Below are 19,005 nucleotides of genomic sequence, written 5' to 3'. Positions count from 1 at the left end.
TGCCAGTCCTGCGATCTGCTAGAGGATGCGATACAAGGTTTCGTCGCGTCGGATGACGTGATGGAAGACGACCGCTGCAAAATGCAACGCAAACAGCGTCAAAAGGATCCAGGCGCTCCATTGATGAATGGCCGACAGCGTGGCCGCTACATCCGGGGTCTTGCCGATCGGGCTCCAGACCGGGATCAGCCCGAACCAGGTGAGCGGAAAGCCATGGGCATTGGTGGCGAGGAAACCGCTGACCGGCATGATGATGAGGAAAACATAGAGCAGGCCATGCACGAGGCCGGCCACCAGCCGCTCAAGCGCCGGACCTTCGATCGGCGGCATGGTGCCCGTCAGCCGCGCGCCTATGCGCAAAAGCATCAGCCAGAGAACCAGAAAGCCGATGCTTTCATGCACCACATAGAAATCGAGCTTCACCGCGTCCTTGACGAAACCGATCATCAGGCCAAGTGGCCACGTGGCGAGGACCAGTCCGGCAATGATCCAATGCAGAAGGCGCAAGCCCGACGGATATCTGCCTTCTTCCCCAAGCTCTTCTCCAGGCTTTGCCATCAGGATCAATTCGCTCCCGCAGTACCGGGCATCAGATGCCCCTCCGCATCTGATTGCATGCGTTGATTTATCAGTGAAATAGGATGATCCGCTTCCGCGGCAATGTAAACAGCACCGGCTTATGCTGCCCGCCCGGTCACACTCTGGTGATCAGGCAGCGCCCCGCAAGCATGGATAAAGGCAATGTTCAGAGGGTCGCCGGCGCCCGCTGGAAAAACACGTAGGATCCCTTGGCGACCTTGAAGATATCGCAGTTGCGCCGCACCTTGCCGCCCTCTTCCAGGCGGAATACACCGAGCGAGCCGGAGAAACCTTCAGGCGCGGTCATGCGATCGACGAGAAAGGCATCGTCGCCGTAGTTGCTGACCAGCCCGACTGCCATTGCCATCGCATCAAAGCCGTAGCCGGCCTGGGTCGATGCCGGCATGCCATAGCTTGTCATGTAGCTCTTGCCGATACGGGCCTGGATATTCTGGTCGTAGCGGCAGACGATGGCGCCGGTCATCTTGGGATCGGAAAGATCCGGTCCTGTCAGCACCGTGCTTGCGACAATGCGGCGCCCGGGCCTCGGCGGCTTTGCCAGATCGGTTTTCTTCAACAGATCGCCAGGCGTCTTCACACCCGGCATCAGCACGACCATGTCGGCCTTGTTCCAGGCGGCAAGCTGCTTGGCAGGCACTTGGCCGCCGGCAAGCTCGATGATCGGCTCGACCGAGCCGCCAAAGGCCTTGATCTGCCTCGCAATACGCTCCGCCTCGATTTTCTCGGCCGGCGACGACGCCAGGATCACCGCATGGGTCGAGCCTTCCGCCATGGCGAAGGAGGCGCCTTCGACCAGTCCGTCGACCGGACTGGAGACGAAGGAAAAGACATCCGGCGGCAACGTCACGTCGTTCATCTGGAACGATATGACGGGGATCTGCCGATCGCCGAACGAACGTTTGATCGCTTCGAATTCCGGGCCGCGGGCGGTGGTGATCAGGAGACCGATATTCTGGCTTGCCAGCGATTTCGCCGCCGCCTCGATTGCCTCGGGTTTTTCCTGGGTTTCGAGCATGGTCAGCTTGACCTTCTCAGTCCCAAGAGAATTGACGGCAAGGGCCGCACCATCGCGATATTCGCTGTCGGCCTGGCGGCTCGGCTGGTCATTGCGCCGCACGCCGAGATAGCCGATGCGCACGGGACCTGCACCCAGTGTCTGATTGTAGAGACCGGTATTGCCGGCGACGGCAACCGTTGCGGCTGCCCCGCCAGCCGCTGCCTTGTCGGCTTCCGTCGGCTTGAGAGCGTCGGTCTGGCAACCTGCCAGACCGACGAGAGTGATAGCAACGAGGGGGAGATGGGCCAAACCTCCGCGCATGCTTCGAACTCGACCCATCTTCATGCTGTCCCCACCCCGTGTATTTCTGATTGCCCTTGTTTAACCACCAGTGGTGATCAGAGGCAAGGATCAGACCTGCTGTTCGACTGGCTTATGCGTGCTGTCATCGAACAAGATGCGGATCGCCTCATTGGTGTGGGTGTAGTTCTGCAGTACCGCGACCGTGTTCCAGTTGTTGCCACCGCCATTTGTATCGACCTGCAGCAAAGTATCGCTGCCACTCTGCACAGCCTTGACATAACCCGATGTCTCAAGATCGGTCGTTTTGCTGATGCCGTCCAGCAACGCGGTGAGATCAATCGTGTCTTCGGAGGCGTTGAAGTCCGTGATCACGTCCACAGCGTTCAGATCGCTCAGGATGAACGTGTCACTGCCTGCACCGCCTGTAAGGTAGTCGATGCCTGTGCCGCCGGAAAGATCGTCGTTGCCGGATCCACCCACCAGGATATCGTTGCCAGATTCGCCGGACAAGAAGTCGTTGCCCGCTCCACCCAGCAATACATCATTGCCATCGTAACCATAGAGCGTGTCATTTCCGGCACCGCCATCGAGAAAATCGTTGCCGGTCCAGCCATCGAGAAAATCGTCGCCACCCATACCATAGATAGCGTCGTCGCCAGAACCACCGTCAATGTTGTTATCATCAGAGTAGCCGACAACAACATCATCACCCGCACCAGCTTGCACCTGATCTTTGATCCCGCTGCTGACAATGTTGATCACATCGCCATCGCCGTTGCGGTCGTTGGCATAATCCAACGAACCCGAATTGTTCCAGTTGCCATTGTTCTGGATATTGAAGGTTGTGCCTGCACTTTCGATCGCGCTGAAGGCTACATAGGTAGTCTGAGCGACGCCATTGGTGGTTGCCGTCACCTGGTAGACATACAGGCCTGTGTCGCCATTGGAGTCGTAGTTCCACCAGCTCCCATAATCGCTACGAGGATTGCCTTCGATCATCTTGCCGTCCGTCGACAGCCACGGCGTGTCAGTTGCCGAGACAACCGAGTAGGAATACTTGGTGGCACTCGTCACGCCGGTGAACAGCTTGGATGAGTCAAAGTTGATGGAATTTGGCGAGTCGTTGCTGTCGACAAAAGCGTAGCGACCAGTTGCGCTGGTGCTCTCGTTGACGGTTACTGGCGAGGCTTCAGCAGCACCCGTCACAGTCACCTTGATAACCTCGCTGTCCGAGCCATCGATCGACTTGATCGTCAGGCTCTCCGTGACCTTCTGGCCAGCCGTCAGCGCTTGGGTTGCTGCCAGCGTATTGTCCAGCGTGTAGACCCATTTGCCATTGGAAGCATCGAAGGTGAAAGAACCATAGGTACCCTTCAGTTCGCTCGCAGTCGGTGCCGCAAAGCCAGCCTGGCCAGCATCCACATCGCTTACAGCCAGTGTACCTGTGGCCGTGTTGGTCGCCGCATCTTCAGTCACATCGCCGGTCGCAGTGCCAGTGATCGCTGCGACGTCATTGGCACCCGTAACAGTGACCGTAATCGTCTCGCTATCAGAACCATCGAGCGACTTGACCGTCAGGGTTTCCGTAACCTTCTGGCCGGCCACAAGAGCCTGTGTCGCAGCCGATGCATTGTCGAGGGTGTAGACCCACTTGCCGTTCGACGCATCGAAGGTGAAATTGCCGTATGTGCCCTTCAATTCGCTTGTAGTCGGGACCGTGAACGATGCCTGGCCGGCATCGACATCGCTGACACTGAGTGTGCCAGTTACTGTGTTCTCCGACGCATTCTCAATCACAGCACCGACCGCATTGCCGGTAATGTTTGCGACATCATTGGCGCCCGTCACAGTGACCGTGATCGTCTCGCTGTCGGAACCGTCGAGCGACTTCACCGTCAGGGTCTCTGTAACCTTCTGACCGGCCACGAGAGCCTGTGTTGCAGCCAATGTGTTGTCGAGGGTATAGACCCATTTGCCGTTCGAGGCATCGAAGGTGAAGGCGCCGTAGGTACCCTTCAGTTCACTTGTGGTCGGAACCTTGAAGCCTGCCTGACCGGCGTCCGCATCGGTTACGCTGAGCGTGCCGCTCGCTGTGTTGGAGGCATCATTCTCGTTGACGGCGCCAGCGACATTGCCGGTGATCACAGCGGTATCATCCGTGCCGTTGATCGTCACACTGATGGTTTCGGTTGCCGTGCCATCGACTGACTTGACCGTCAGTGTGTCAATCAGGCTCTTGCCGGTCACCAATCCCTGGACAGCTGCATTGGTGTTGTCGAGCGTATACTTCCAGGCACCCGTCGCCGTGTCGAGCGTGAAGCTGCCGTACTTTCCGGCAAGCGACGCCGGGGCTGCGAGCTGGTTCTCGCCCGTATCCCTGTCGGAAACGGTGAGTGTACCTTCTGCAGTCTGGCCGCCATCTTCCGTGACCGAGCCACTCCTGCTGCCGCCGATCGATGCACCGTCATTGGTGCCGGTCACCTTCACCTCAACCAAGGCGGTGGTTCCATCGACAGCCTTGACTGTCAGCGTTTCGGTGACCACCTGGCCTGCCTTCAAAGCCTGTGTGGCGGCAAGGGTGTTGTCGAGACGGTATTCCCACTTGCCGCTGTTCTGATTGAACGTGAACTTGCCGTAGGTGCCGTTCAGCGCATTACCTTCGATCTTGACGAATTCGGCTTCGCGATGGTCGACGTCCTTGATGTCGAGAACGCCCGATGCGTAGGACGCGACGTCTTCGACAACTGCGCCCGTCTTTGTGCCGGTGATTTGAGCCGGATCATTCGTGCCGTTGATGGTGACCTTGATCACCTGGCTATCAGTGCCATCGAACGAGCGTACCGTCAGGCTGTCGCTAACCGTGTCGCCGGCGCCGAGCGCCTGAACCTTGCTGTTGTCGACCTTGTAGGTCCATTCGCCGGTCGTGGCGTTGAAGGTGAACTTGCCGTAGGTGCCGTCCAGAGCCCAGCTCGAAACCGACTGGAACTTGGCTTCGCCAGCATCGACATCGCTGACCGACAGTGTGCCGCCAGCTGTCTGGACGCCGTCTTCGATAACGATACCATCAGCCTTGCCGGAGATGACCGCGTTGTCATTGGTGCCGCTGACCAGGACATAGACGGTGTGGCTGTCGGTGCCGTCAGCCGACCAGACAGTCAGCGTGTCATAGACTTCCTTGCCGCCATTCAGCGCCTGGGTTGCCGAACGAGCGTTGTCGATCGTGTAATACCATTCGCCGGTCTGCTTGTTGAACTGGAAGGTACCATAGGTACCGTTGAGTTCAGCCGAAGTTGGCTGCTTGAACACTGCTTCGCCCTGATCAACATCCTTGATGTCGAGGTCGCCGGAAGCCACTTTTTCAGAATTGTAGGTGCCGTCTTCCCTGACGTAGCCAAGGTCGTTCCACCAGTCGGCGCTAATGGTCGCCGCATCGTTCGTACCGGTCACCGTAACGGTGATGTCCTGGGTGACCGTACCGCCCTTGCCGTCGGAGATCGTGACAGTGAAGGTTTCTTTCGCGGTGTCGCCTTCGCCCAGATACTGAACCTTGGCGTTATCGACCTTGTAGGTCCAGGTTAAGCTTCCGTTCTCTGTCGTGTCACTTTCAGTCACCACGCCCAGCGTCAGCTTGCCGCCGAGCGAGTTGCTCTTCGAGCCAGACACATTGAGCGTGTGGGTGTCGATCAGGTCGACATCCTTGAACGTGATCACGCCAGTGTCTGTCAGTTCCGGCTTCGAGGCATCTTCCTTTGCCGCGCCAACGGCGTCGGTCATGTCGGCAACAAGGACAGGCGCATCATTCGTGCCGACAATATTGACGGTCACGGTCTGGGTGACAGTGCCACCATTCTTGTCGTCGAGCGTGATCGTGTAGGTCTGGGTCAGCGTCTGGCCAGCAGCGAGATAATTGACCTTGGAGTCGTCGACCTTGAACGACCAACTGACGGTGCCCTTGCCGTCATTGGTCGAGTCGTTGCTGACATTGGCCTGGAACGTACCGAGGTAGGTTTCGTTTGAAGCCACGGAAACCGTATGCTTGTCCGATGCATCGACATCGGTGAAGTCGATTTCGCCCGAAGCCTTGAGCTCTGTGGACACTACCGGGGGCCTGCCATGACCATGGTCGTGGCCGTGGCCGTCGTTGCCGCCTTCAAACTTGCCCTCGGTCAGGGTTGTGCTGGTGTCGCCACCCGAGACGAAGACCGGCTTGTCGTTGGTGCCGGTGATGGTCACGGTGATCTTCTGGCTGTCGGTGCCATCGGCCGACCAGACGGTCAGGGTTTCGGTGACCGTCTCGCCGGCGGCCAGCTTCTGGACCTTGTCGGTGGCAGCCTGGTAGGTCCACTCGCCTGTCTTGGCATTGAAGGCGAACGCGCCGTAGTTGCCCTTGAGGCTGTTGCCAGACGGTGCGTCGAACACCGCTTCGCCGGTATCGACATCCGTGACGCTGAGCTTGCCGCCGGTCGTCATCTTGACGTCTTCGGTGATCGTGCCGGCGCTTTCGCCGGAAATCACGGCAATGTCGTTGGTGCCATTTACATAGACCGTGATCGTATGGCTGTCGGTGCCATCCTTCGAATAGACGGTCAGTGTGTCTTCAGCGACCTTCCAGCCATTGAGAGCCTGGGTGGCTGCGAGCTTGTTGTTGATGGCATAGGACCATTGGCCTGTTTCGGCGTTGAAGGTGAAGGTGCCGTAGGTGCCTTCGAGGGATTCCGGCGCCTGGAACACGGCTTCGCCCTGATCCACGTCCTTGATGTCGAGGTCGCCCGAGGCCGTCTTTTCGCTGTTCCACTTGCCGTCTTCGACAACAACACCCCAGTCGTCGCCGGCCCACCAGTTGGCGGTAATCTCGGCGCGGTCATTGGTGCCGACCAGCGTGATCGTGACGTCCTGGGTAACGGTCGCGCCAGAGCTGTCCACCAGCGAAACGGTATAGGTCTGGACGAGCGTGTCGCCGGCACCGAGGAAATCGATAGCCTTGTCGTCAACAGTAAACTTCCAGGTGATCTGACCGGCATTGTCACCGGTGGCAGCATCGGAGATCGATGCGACGAATTTGCCGAGATAGGCTTCGCCCTTGGCAGCAGCAGTAACAGTATGCGTGTTCGTGTCGTCTGCGTCGGAGAAATTGATCACGCCGGTCGCCGAATGCGCCTTTGCAGGACCGCCCCAGTCGCCGCCGTGGCGCTCGTCGCCGCCCTTGTCGAAGCCGTGCGGTGTTTCGTCACGACCGCGGCCATCAACGAATTCGGTGATGGTTGACGCTGTGGTGCCCTCGCCGATCACGGGAGCATCGTTGGTGCCGGTGATGGTGATCGTGACAATCTCGCTATCGGAATTGTTCGCGGTTGCCGAGCTATCGGTGACGGTCACACGGAACGACAGTGTGACTGTTTCACCAGCAGCCAGGAACTGGACGAGATCGTTGTCAATCGAATAGGTCCAGCCGGAGCCATCCTCGGCTAGCGCAAAACCTTCTTCGAGGGCAGTTGCCTGTGCCGGATCCAGTTCAGAACCGTCTGCACTCCAAGCGGCGGCGCCATCCAGAACAAAGCTCAAGGTGTGGGTATCGATCAAGTCCACATCCGTGAACGACAGCGAGCCCGACGTGGAGAGGGTTGCGCTTTCTTCGATGGCAGCAACCTTTTCCATCGGCTCATCGCCGGGCAATTCGATAACGCCGCCAAACACGTCTTCGGTCAGAAAACCGGCGTTCTCGACTGTCAGCACCGGCGCATCATTGGTCCCGATGATGTTGACCGTAATCGTCTGCTGAACCGGCAGGCCGTTGCGGTCTGCGATGGTGATGACATAGGACTGGGTCAGGGTCTGGCCCTGAGCAAGGAAATCGATCGCATTGTCCGCAACCGCAAAGGTCCATGTGACAGTGCCCTGACCGTCAAAGGTCGCGCTGTCGGTAATGACTGCGGTGAAGTTGCCGAGATAGCCTTCGCCAACGGCTGCAGCCGTGACTGTGTGCACGTCGCCGAGATCTACATCCGTGAAGGTGATTGTACCAGTGGCGGTTTGATCGGCATTGCCGATTTCGCCTTCCGAAAGATCAACCGCCTCGGTCACGCTGCCTGCGCCACCGTTGGAGGCAGACAGGATCACCGGCGCATCATTTGCATCGACCAGTTGCTCGTCTTCGCCGCCATTGCCGTCATCGACCTGGTCCGTGCCGGAAAGAAGCGAAATCGTATCGCCGGCATCGCCGATATCGCCGGAACCCTCAGCAAAATTGCCACCAGCGCTGCCGCTGTTGCTGACAACGGAAACGGCGCCATCCGGGCCGGCGGCAACATTGATGCCATTGGCCTGAAGTGCTGCGACCAGAACCTGCTGGGGAACTTCGACCGAGCCAATCAGGAATGTCGGAACATTCAGCGCACCGCCTTCGATGACGATCCGGGTGCCATCGGCCTGGACGAGAATGATGTCGTTGCCGTCGATCTCGATGTTGTCGAGCGAAACACCGACCGGCAGCGTGATCATGTTTGCCGCGTCGGCAACGAAGCGCGTGGCGACTGGATTGGACTGACCATTGGACGGAACGCCGATTGCTGCGCCGGTAGCCGGATCAACGAAAGCCGGATCCTGGCTGTTGGCCTGCGCAACTTCAACGGAAGCTGCGGGCGACTGAGAACCGTCAGCAATATACTCGGCTTCAACTTCAATGTTTTCGTTCGAAACGTTGCGATCCAGCATGGTGAACTCCTGATTAATTTAACCAGACGTAAACCATTGAATATTGGACAGCACAACGAACAAAACTGGGTGGAATTTGGTTAAAGCATAACTTAATATGCCTTATTCGAAGCTATCTGTTCTTTGGTTAATCTTGATGCATAACCTGATATCCGTTTTTGCTGATTAGAATGGTCTGTGCCCGTTTGGCTCACTTAACGGCAGCTTGGCCACCACGACCTTGATTCATAATATAAAATTTTACACAAATGCCACCACGGATATTATATAAGAATAATCTAAGTCTATTTTAGAAATTTTTGGAGCTTAAATGTAGATTTCTCCCACAACACGGAGAAAGACATGCGGTTCTCAACAAGTAAAAAACTAATAAAAAGAATAGCAACGACTGCCGTCCTGTCTCTTCCGCTCGCGGGTGCCATGGTGCCCTCGGCTTTCGCCATGCCGAACCGCCTTCCCGACGTCAGCCTTGGCTATGTGTTGCGCTCGGAAAGTCAGCTCATGCTGTCAGAAGTGATCTATGCCCGCATGACGGCTGCCATGCAGCCCGAAGCGGCTATGCCGAGAGTATCGCCGGCCAGGGCAATGCCGGATAACCCGGTGAAAAAGCCAGCATCTTCAGCGGTCTTCGCTTCGGTCACCATACCGTTCGGCAAACTGCCCGTGACAGCCAACTGGCAGCGCGTTCGTGCGCAACTGGCCATGCCCGAAATCTCGGCTTGTGCTGGAAATGACAATGGTACGCAGTGTTCAGCCAATCAGAAACGACTTGTCCAGGTGCTGGCAAGCGCCAAGCAGATGCCCTTCCAGGAACGCCTGAGCTATGTCAGCAATGCCATCAACAGCATGATCGCCTACACGTCTGACGAGAAGCAATACGGCAAGATGGACCATTGGTCCGCACCCGCCAAGACCCTGGCCACCGGCAAGGGTGATTGCGAAGATTATGCGATCCTGAAGATGGCCGCCCTGAAGGCGCTGGGTATTCCGGACGGCAGCATGTCGATCGTCGTTTTGCGCGTAACCGACCGCAACATCTACCATGCCGTCCTGGCGGTCTCCACCGCGCAGGGACACTACATTCTCGACAATCTGCGCCGCAATGCCGGTCTAGATACAAGCTATCGCACATATCAGCCGCTCTACTCGATGAGTGGCAATCGCTCATGGATCCACGGCTTCATCAATGAGGGCGAGGCAATCGCTGCGCAGACCGTTGATTTCAATTCCGTCCCGGGTTGATCTCCGGTCGCAATATTCTGTCTGCGGAAAGCTACGGGATCAGTTGATCAGAAATCCAATGATGGCCCCGCCCTCGGCGGGGTCGGCGAGCACAGCGTTCATCCGGCCACGCAGGGCCTTTTGCTGTGCCACGATCGTGTAGTTCACCACGATCGGATTTTGCGGATCATCCTTGAGACGGGCCACCAGCCCTTCGAAGGGAATGTCGAGCTGCAGCTTCAGGCCACTTCCGATCACATCGGACGACAGTGGCGAAAGTCGCGCCTGCAGAAGCGTCAGAAAAGCCGAATTATACGATATGATCTTCTTGTCGCTCGACAAGGCAAAAGCGGGAGCCGGACTGCCGGCAACCACGCCCAGCGTCAACTTGACGTCGCGGGCTGCCTTGCGCTCGTTGTATCGCTTGCGCATGGATTCCAGCACGCCGAGACGCACTGCACCAGTTGCGTTGTCGAGCATCGGGTAGCGTTCGGAATATTCCTCGATAAGGTCGCCGACGCGTTTGCCCTCTTCGCCGGCAATCTCTGCCAGCGAAGTCCAGAATGCATTCTCCAGCCTGATACCGCGACGCGATCCATTGGCCGTGACCGCGCGAAAAATCAGCTTGGCGCTGTCTTCCGGCTGATCCGAACTTGCTTTGAAGATTGTTCGCCCCATCACCGCTCCCGCAACGCTTCTTGCCGCGCCTTGATGATCGGCTTGAGCAGATAGGTCAGCACCGTTTTCTTGCCGGTGATAATATCGACGGATGCCACCATCCCCGGCGTGATCGGATAGCTCTTACCATCCTTCTCGAGCGCTGCCTTGTCGGTGCGCACGCGCACCTGGTAAAAGGCGTCGCCCGTTTCCTGGTCGACGAGACTGTCGGCAGACACCGTTTCGACCTTGCCCGGAAGACCGCCATAGACCGTATAGTCATAGGCGGTAATCTTGATGACTGCGTGCTGTCCCGGGCGCACAAATGCAACGTCCGATGGCGACAGCCGCGCTTCGATCAAGAGGATGTCCGATGTCGGAACGACACCCGCGACCACAGCGCCGGCGTTCACATAGGCGCCAACCGTATTGATATCCATTGTGTTGACGATGCCATCCACCGGCGAGCGGATATCGGTATTGCTCACCCGGCTTTCAGCACCCTTGATCGTCTCGTCGATGACCGACAACTGCGAAAGCGCTTCCGTCTTGGCGACAAGTGCTTCCTGTTGGGTCTGCAGCTTGACTTCCTCGACCTGCAACTGCGCTTCGCTAGCCGCACGCTGAATACGGTCAAGCGTTTCGGCGTAAAGCTTGAGCTGGCCTTCATTATCGGCCACTTCCTTCTGCACACGCAAAAGGTCGGTCTGAGCCGCGAGTTTCTTGGCAACGATCGGCGCCAGGATCGCTTCTTCCTTGCGCGTGATCGCGAGATTTGTCTGCAGGCGCGCAATGTTTTCGCGTGTTTCAGACACTTCCTTGAGGCGCTGTTCGTAACGCTCGACAAGGACGGAGCGCTTGTTGAGATAGGTATCCGAGCGCGCCTGCAACAAGCGGGCCTCGTTGTCGCAAATCAGCGGTGCGGTCTTGGCAATTTCGTCGGGGCACGGGTAGGTCGCGGTAAAACTGCCGGTCTGCTCGAGATCCAGACGTGCGATCTGTGCCATCAGGGAACGGGCCTTGGCCCGTGCTTCGCCAAGAGAGGACGCCGTCATCGTGTCATCGAGCCGCACCAGAAGGTCACCCTTCTTGACAACCTGTCCAACCTGGACAGCGATTTCCTGGACGATGCCCGGCTCGCTCGACTGGATGATCTGCGTCTTGGACACAGGAATGACCTTGCCGACACCGCGCGAGATTTCCTCAAGCTCGGCAAATGCCGCCCAGGTCACGAAGGTGACAAGAAGTGCCGCAAAGACGTAAAGCGTCAGCCGCGGTGCCCAGGCTTGCCGCTCGACATTCTGGCTCTCCGTATCTGACGAGCCACCCAGATTGAATGGCATCTTTATGTTCAGCAGCGCGGAGAAGTCTGGAAAATTGAACATCGCTCAACCCCGCGCCCGGGCCGGCACCGCGCCTGCCTTGAGACCTTCGATCACCTGGTTCTTCGGTCCATCGCTGATCAATCGTCCCTGTTCGAGGACAATCAGCCGGTCAACCAGCGCCAGCATGCTGTAGCGATGCGTGGAAACGAGTAGCGTCACATCTGTAGGGAAACACTTGAGCAATTTGTCGATCAGCTCTTTTTCACTGGCCATGTCCATCGAACCCGATGGCTCGTCCAGAAAGACGATCGAAGGCTTGCGTAGCATGATGCGCGCAATGGCGATTGCCGCCCGCTGACCGCCGGACAAAAGGTTGCCACGCTCGCCGACCGGCATGTCATAGCCTCGCGGATGACGGGAGACGAAACTGTCGACGCCGGCGATCTTTGCAGCCTCGATGATTTGCTCGTCCGTCGCCGTCGGTGCGGCCATCAGAAGGTTGTCCTTGACCGTGCCGGAAAACAGGTCGGAATTTTGCGACACGAAGGCGATCGCACTGCGGACCACGGCCGGATGATACTGCCTGATGTCAACGCCATCGATCAGGACGCGACCGGAACCCGTTGTATAGAGGCCGGAAATCAGCCGTCCCATCGTCGTCTTGCCGGAACCGACACGACCAATGATGCCGACTTTTTCACCGGGCTGGATGGTGAAATTGATATTGTTGATCACCTGGTGATCTGTACCGGGATAGGAAAAACCGACATTGTGGAAGGTCAGCGCGCCGCTATTGATCGTGCGGTTGACGAAGCCGGTGGTCGATGGACGGTCCTCGTCCTGCGCCATGATTTCATCAAGAATGCGCAGTGACAGAAACGCCTGGCGCATACGCGCCAATGTCAGCGCCAATTGGCCGAGTGGTGCAACAGCGCGCCCGGCCAGCATTGTCGTCGCGACGATCGCGCCGGAGGTAATATTGCCCGCCGCGAATTCATAGGCACCGGCCAGGATGATCACCACCGTCACCAATTGCTGGATGAACTGCGTGATATTGGCCGCCCAGGCCGAGATATGTTTGATTTCCTCGGATGTATGCGACGCATTCTTGGCCAGCGTGTGCCAACGGCGCAGCAACGTGGCTTCCGCATTGAGAAGCTTGATAGTTTCCAGTGCCGAAATCGACTCAATCAGCAGGGATTGACGCTGGGACGCTTCGTTCAGCGCGGCTCCCATCACCCGGCCGATCTTGATCTGCGCATAATAGCCGATCGCCGCGACAATAAAGAATGCAGCCAGCGGCACAACGGCGATCCAGCCGATGATGATATAGATGACCGCCACGAACATGAAGACGAAGACGCAGTCGATGGCCACGCTGATCGTGTTCGATGTGAAGAACTCCCGGACAAATTCATACTGCGAAACGCGGTTGGCGTATTCGCCCGTCGACATCGGTCGCGACTTCAGCGACGTGTTGAGGATTTTGTCGAAAAGTTTGTAGGAAAGCTTGAGATCCGCCTTGCGACCGGCAAAATCGATCGTTGCAGCGCGGATGGACTTCAAGATGAAGTCGAAAAGGATTGCCCCCGAGACACCGATGGCCAGAACCCAGAGGGTCGCGACCGCCTTGTTGGGCAGCACCCGGTCATAAACATTCATCGTGAACAATGGTGCCGTCAGCGCCAACACATTGATCAGGAAGGTGGCCAGCGCCACATCCAGATATGAGCGCCAGAAGGGCTTGAGAATGGCACGCAGCCAATGGACGCGATCGATCTCTTCGGCCGTGCCCGTGACACCCGCTTCGCTGTCGTTCTGATAGACGGCAGCAAAGGAAAATGCGGAAACCACCGGCTTCTGCAGGACTTCGGCAAAGGTAACTCGCGTGCCGTCGCCACAGAGCATGGATAATCCATGCGCGTCTTCCTCAAGCAGCACCATCGACGTGCGGTCTGCAAAGAGCAGCATCAGCGGCAGTTCGAAGGCGCGGCGACGAAGTTCATCGACCGTGACCTGATGGGCGTCAAGACCGATACGGCTCGCCAGCCGCTCCACTTCCTCATAGCTGGGAGCCTGAGGATCGAATGGTACACCGGAGAAAAGGAGAATATCGGCCGTTGGCCGGTTCATGAAACCGGCCAAGGCGCGAAAGGACGCGGTAAACTCGTTGGTCATCAGGCTGAGCCTACCATTCTAAGATACCGTTCCTGATCTACCGACGCTTCGCTCAGTCGTTGGCTGTGGCGAAGAGATCGATCGGGAGGCCGGCATTCTGCTTCGAGACCAAACGCTTCTGCTGGGGCTCGCCGCCGGAACGGACCTTGAACTCGCTGCGCGCATAAGCATCGTTCTGCTTCGGCGGCGTGATGTTCATGGCCTTCAAAAGGCTGCCAGTCGAAGCGAGCAGGCGATATTCGGCAAACAGCGATGCATATTGTGCCGTCATCGAAAGAACATTGACATTGTACTTGGTGTTCTGCGCACCGAGTACGTCGAGCAGCGAACGCTGGCCGATATTCAACTGTTCACGATAGCTCGACACCAGCTGCGCATTGACATTCGACTGCTGCTTGAGCAGGCCGGCAAGTTCACGCTGCTGGATACGACGATCCCAGGACAGGCGCACGGCTTCGTCGACTTCGCGATGGGCAGAGTCGAGTGCGAAGCGCTGTTCGCCCGCGCGGCGGATCTGCTCTTCTTCGCGTGCCTGATCGATGCCGCCCCGATAGAGGTTCCAGCGAGCGACGAGACGAATCTGAGCATCGGTGGTGCGGCCTTCGTCGCCACCGGTGTCCGTGCCGGTGACCAAACGGCCTTCGGCGGAAACTTCCGGCAGATAGTTATTGCGCGCACCACGGACTCCCGCATCGGCCGCATCCACATCAGCCAAACCGGCCTTGATACGCGGATTGTTGCGGCGTGCGGTTTCCAGCGCTACGTCAAGGCTCTTCGGCAGCTGGGCAGCCAGCGAAGGCGGCATCTTGCCGCCGGTGATCGGCGTGCCGACCAGACGCAGAAGCGAGATCTTCACCTGCTGGAGCGCTTCCGTTGCCTCCTGGAGGCGAGCCCGGGCAGCGAGCAGACGCTCATCTGCCTGCTGGCTATCAGCCTCGGTCAGGGTGCCGCTGGAGATCAGCGAACCAATATCGCCGCGAAGAGCCTGGTGAACACGGACATTCTCTTGGGACTCGGCAACAATCCGCGACTGCAGCAGAAATTCGAGATATTCCCGAACGACCTGAAGGGCGATCGTCTCGCTACGCTCCATCACACGGAAGGACGCGCTATCGACACGAGAGGCCTGCTGGTCGAGCTGCGCGCGACGACCACCGCCATCAAAAAGCTTCTGCGTGATCGTCAGACCGGCTTCGCTCGGGTAGAGATCGTCGCCGTCGATACCCGACGCACGGCGGCTGGGGCTGTCGAGGTTATTCACACCGGTCGAGGCTTCCAGGTCAATGCTGGGGAGATAAAGACCGCGTGCCTGACGCAGTTCGAATTCGACAGCCTCACGGTTTTCAACCGCCTGACCGATATCCGGGTTGGTGGAAACGGCAGTCTGCATAGCTTCGCGGAGATCAGCAGCAGTGGCCAGCGACGTGGTGAGAGCAATCGTGCCGGCGAAAATTGCCGTCGTTGCGAGCATCGAAAATTTCTTCATATCCCCCTCGTAGCCGAACTACGCAGTTATTGAGACCGTCTGATCAAGTGTGGCGAAACCTAGCCGAAGCCGTCACGCCAATCTATGAATTCTTACGGGTTAAAAGAACCATTTTTGGGCCTATTAACCTTTGAGAAGCCATCAATGACCCTGCGAATCTCTGCCCTCTAACGGAATCCCCAACAGTGCAGGAACAAATCCAGACTCGGATGTATACTCACGCCTTTCCGAGAGTCACGCGCTTTTGCAAAACATGGAAAACGCCACATCGAAAAAACCAAGTATAGTTGCAGAATTGTCGTACCGACAACTGTCGGAAAGGGAAAGTCCGCGCGAACAATTTTACCGCAAAATTTCCTCTTTATTCATTGTTTTTCAGTGACTTAATTGAACCAGAAGCTGGACGATTTCCCGTGGAGAAATCCGAAAAATATCGCCATTAATCCTATTTAACAAAGCCTGACATCAAAAAATTTTTGTAGAGGTGAACCTTTTGCAATAGACAGAAACACAAACGACTCCGGGTCTTCTTGATCACGACTCACCACCAGAAATCAAAACTAGCCAAAACTACGCAATGCATACCTCAATATGCCATTGATAAGATAACATCTTAAGCTGATATATCATGTTATGTTTCGAGCCCACTTTGCATTGCACCATAACAATGCAGACGGCTACCCACATGGGCGCAGCAGCTACCATCAGCTATGTGAACGACAAAAGGGGCCGATGGAACCATATGTCGACATGCGCATTGACAGAATCAGGCAAAAAAATGGCCGCACAAGGCGGCACATTTTCCTTCAGCATCCGACAGTCATGACGCACAGATGGCATCAGTCCTCTTCAAAGATCGGATCATCGACGAAGGGGCCACCCTGATAGATGGCGATTGCATCATTTGCAGCGGGCCGTGGAACCGTTGCCTCAATTTCGGCGCGGAACCGCTCGGCATTGTCCTTGGGATGCCAACCAAGATAAGCGACCGGTGAGTTATCCCACCAGCGACTGTCATTGTTGGAGCAACCCCAGATCACCGGGCAGCCGAGGCGCGGAACGCGGAAGATGCATTCGATCATGGCGAGGAAGTCGTCATGGCTCATCCAGGTGGACAGCATCCGATGGTTCTTCGGCTTCTCCATGCAGCTGCCGATACGCACCAGTGCCGTCTCCTGGCCGAACTTGTCGAAATACATGCTGGCCAGCGCCTCTCCGAAGCATTTCGACACACCATAAAGACCATCAGGCCGCATCGGTGCGCTGGCATCGAGATGGTCGTCCTGAGCGTAAAAGCCGATCGTGTGATTGGAGCTGGCAAAGAGAATGCGCGGCATGCCGTTCGCCCGCGCCGCCTCATAGAGATTATAAAGTCCTAGCAGATTGGCATTGAGGATCTTGGAAAACTTGTCCTCGACGGAAATACCACCAAGATGAATGATGCCGTCACATCCCTCGACGAGCCGGTCGACGGCGGCACGATCGCCCAGGTCGCAGACAACCAGTTCCTCGTGCGCCGCCGCCTCGCCCATGTCGACAATGTCCGAAAGGCGCAAGACATCCGCCATGCCCTTCAGACGATCACGCATCGCCTTGCCAAGTCCGCCCGCAGCGCCGGTTACCAATAGTCGCTTCACATAAACCTCCCTTGTCCATTCTCGGATGGCCGCATTCAGACCCATTCAACTCATCATACAGGTCACGTCAGTTGGGTCAATATTTCCCGATGGCCGCCTTCACGCTTGGCTAACTTGACAGACGAGTTTATGCATAAGCTCACTGACTGTTGAACGAACGTGGAGATGAGCATGGCGCTGCAGGCGAAAATGGAGGCTGGATCAGGAACTCTGACCCAGAGGCTGAGCGACAATCTGCGCCGCGCCATCCATGGCGGCCAGTTCCCGCCGGGCAGCAAGCTGCCGAGCGAGGCGCAGCTGTCAGAGGCCAATGGCGTGTCACGCACCGTTGTCCGGGAGGCCATTGCAGCCCTTCGCGCAGACCGCCTCGTCGAGGCACGCCAGGGCGCTGGCGTCTTTGTTCTGGAGCCACGTGAACCCGCCCCCGCTCCCCTGTCCATTGCCCATATCGACCCGGCGCGGGTCTCCTCTATGATCGAGCTACTGGAGCTTCGAACCGCCGTGGAAGTTGAGGCTGCAGGACTTGCAGCGCTGCGCCGCTCCCCCGCACAGGAAGAGGTCATCCTGGAGCAGCACTATGCCGTGCGCGCCTGTCTCGATGCCGGAAAATCGAGCAGCGAAGCCGATTTCGCCCTGCATCTTGCAATCGCCGAGGCGACCAACAATCCGCGCTTTCGCGAATTCCTCGCAATGATCGGGAAAAACGTCATTCCCCGCGCCGCCCTGCGTGGCGAAGAAAGCGACGAGGATCAGGCAGCCTATATCCGCCTGATCGATGCCGAACATGCCGATATCGTCGAGGCGATTTCCGCCGGCGATGAGGAAGCCGCACGAGAGGCGATGCGCCGGCACCTGCGCGGCAGCCAGGCCCGTTACCGCATGCTTTTGCGCGAGCAACGCCAACCTGTACGATGACTATTGACGAATTGATGGATAATACGTATGACAACTTTGCCGGAGGAGGCAAAGAGAGGATATACGCATATGACGCCGCAAGAAATCAAGGTCGCGCTTGGCGCCGGCCTTTTGTCCTTCCCTGTCACCCATTTTGACAGCGAGGGACAGTTCCAGCCAGACAGCTATGCCAAACACGTCGAGTGGCTGTCCGGTTATGATGCGCCGGTCCTGTTCGCTGCCGGTGGCACCGGTGAGTTCTTTTCCCTTTCCCCCAGTGAAATTCCGCGCATCGTCGCAACCGCCAAGGAAGCAGCCGGCAAGACTGCGATCGTATCCGGCTGCGGTTACGGCACGGAAATGGCCATCGAAATCGCCCGCGCCGCTGAAAAGGCTGGCGCCGACGGCATTCTGCTTCTGCCGCACTATCTGATCGATGCCCCGCAGGAAGGTATCTACAACCATGTCAAGCGCGTGTGCCAGTCGGTCGGTATCGGTGTCATGGTCTACAACCGCGACAATTCGGTCATCGGTGTCGACGTGCTTCAGCGCCTGTGTGATGCCTGCCCCAACCTAGTCGGCTTCAAGGATGGCACCGGCGAAATCGGCTTGATCCGCCAGATCACCGCGACGCTTGGCGACCGCCTCACCTATCTCGGCGGCATGCCGACGGCAGAGCTGTTTGCCGAAGCCTATCTCGGCGCCGGATTCACAACCTATTCGTCGGCCGTGTTCAACTTCGTTCCGGGTCTCGCCGTCGATTTCTACAAGGCGTTGCGCGCCGGCGAACGTGAGCGCTGCGAAACCATCTTGAGGGACTTCTTCTATCCATTCATGGAGCTGCGCGGCCGTCGCAAGGGATATGCCGTGTCGGCTGTCAAGGCCGGCGTTCGCCTGCAGGGTTTCAATGCAGGCAAGGTTCGCCCGCCGCTCGATGACCTGACGCCGGCGGAAGAAGAAATCCTCGCCAAGCTTATCGAACCCTGGAAGCGTTGA

11 protein-coding genes are annotated in these 19,005 nt (G+C 57.7%); 3 read left to right on the top strand and 8 right to left on the bottom strand.

Features of this window, described 5'->3' with window-relative positions:
* Nucleotides 1–18: 18 nt before the first annotated feature.
* The 3 genes from GVK95_RS10105 to GVK95_RS10095 form a co-directional block, all read right to left on the bottom strand.
* Nucleotides 19–558 carry a cytochrome b gene (locus GVK95_RS10105; protein ID WP_159949090.1) on the bottom strand — a complete coding sequence of 180 codons (540 nt, stop codon included), beginning with the start codon at nucleotides 556–558 and terminating at the stop codon, nucleotides 19–21.
* Nucleotides 559–745: 187 nt separating this feature from the next.
* The gene (locus GVK95_RS10100) at nucleotides 746–1,918 is read right to left on the bottom strand and encodes a hypothetical protein (RefSeq protein ID WP_159949088.1); all 1,173 of its coding nucleotides are present in this window, start codon (nucleotides 1,916–1,918) and stop codon (nucleotides 746–748) included.
* 90 nt (nucleotides 1,919–2,008) lie between these two features.
* Complete coding sequence (locus tag GVK95_RS10095; RefSeq protein WP_159949086.1) at nucleotides 2,009–8,611, bottom strand: VCBS domain-containing protein; 6,603 nt, start codon at nucleotides 8,609–8,611, stop codon at nucleotides 2,009–2,011.
* A 441-nt stretch (nucleotides 8,612–9,052) separates the two neighbouring features.
* On the opposite strand from GVK95_RS10095, the gene GVK95_RS10090 reads away from it, so the two are divergent.
* Nucleotides 9,053–9,853, top strand: coding sequence for a transglutaminase-like cysteine peptidase (locus GVK95_RS10090; RefSeq protein ID WP_210252957.1), 801 nt, complete (start codon nucleotides 9,053–9,055; stop codon nucleotides 9,851–9,853).
* Between the two features lie 39 nt (nucleotides 9,854–9,892).
* Here the strand turns inward: GVK95_RS10090 and GVK95_RS10085 are convergent, their stop codons facing one another.
* From GVK95_RS10085 to GVK95_RS10065, 5 genes are all read right to left on the bottom strand, one after another.
* Complete coding sequence (locus GVK95_RS10085) at nucleotides 9,893–10,510, bottom strand: ribbon-helix-helix domain-containing protein (protein ID WP_159949082.1); 618 nt, start codon at nucleotides 10,508–10,510, stop codon at nucleotides 9,893–9,895.
* Nucleotides 10,510–11,874 carry an HlyD family type I secretion periplasmic adaptor subunit gene (locus tag GVK95_RS10080; protein WP_159949080.1) on the bottom strand — a complete coding sequence of 455 codons (1,365 nt, stop codon included), beginning with the start codon at nucleotides 11,872–11,874 and terminating at the stop codon, nucleotides 10,510–10,512. The genes GVK95_RS10085 and GVK95_RS10080 overlap by 1 nt, the downstream gene beginning before the upstream one ends.
* A gap of 3 nt (nucleotides 11,875–11,877) precedes the next feature.
* Complete coding sequence (locus GVK95_RS10075) at nucleotides 11,878–13,992, bottom strand: type I secretion system permease/ATPase (protein WP_159949078.1); 2,115 nt, start codon at nucleotides 13,990–13,992, stop codon at nucleotides 11,878–11,880.
* A gap of 52 nt (nucleotides 13,993–14,044) precedes the next feature.
* Nucleotides 14,045–15,478, bottom strand: coding sequence for a TolC family outer membrane protein (locus GVK95_RS10070; RefSeq protein ID WP_159949076.1), 1,434 nt, complete (start codon nucleotides 15,476–15,478; stop codon nucleotides 14,045–14,047).
* A gap of 839 nt (nucleotides 15,479–16,317) precedes the next feature.
* Nucleotides 16,318–17,115, bottom strand: coding sequence for an NAD(P)-dependent oxidoreductase (locus GVK95_RS10065; RefSeq protein WP_159949074.1), 798 nt, complete (start codon nucleotides 17,113–17,115; stop codon nucleotides 16,318–16,320).
* Nucleotides 17,116–17,286: 171 nt separating this feature from the next.
* Here GVK95_RS10065 and GVK95_RS10060 point away from each other — a divergent pair, with 171 nt between their 5' ends.
* Both GVK95_RS10060 and kdgD read left to right on the top strand, forming a co-directional pair.
* The gene (locus tag GVK95_RS10060) at nucleotides 17,287–18,030 is read left to right on the top strand and encodes a FadR/GntR family transcriptional regulator (protein WP_159949072.1); all 744 of its coding nucleotides are present in this window, start codon (nucleotides 17,287–17,289) and stop codon (nucleotides 18,028–18,030) included.
* Nucleotides 18,031–18,099: 69 nt separating this feature from the next.
* Nucleotides 18,100–19,005, top strand: a complete 906-nt coding sequence (kdgD, locus tag GVK95_RS10055) for a 5-dehydro-4-deoxyglucarate dehydratase (protein WP_159949070.1) — start codon at nucleotides 18,100–18,102, stop codon at nucleotides 19,003–19,005.

Origin of the sequence: Rhizobium sp. 18065 (assembly GCF_902706095.1) — a bacterium.
In the GTDB taxonomy this organism is placed as follows: domain Bacteria; phylum Pseudomonadota; class Alphaproteobacteria; order Rhizobiales; family Rhizobiaceae; genus Allorhizobium.
Note: the sequence above shows the minus strand (reverse complement) of the source record. Positions and strands in the feature narration are given on the sequence as shown.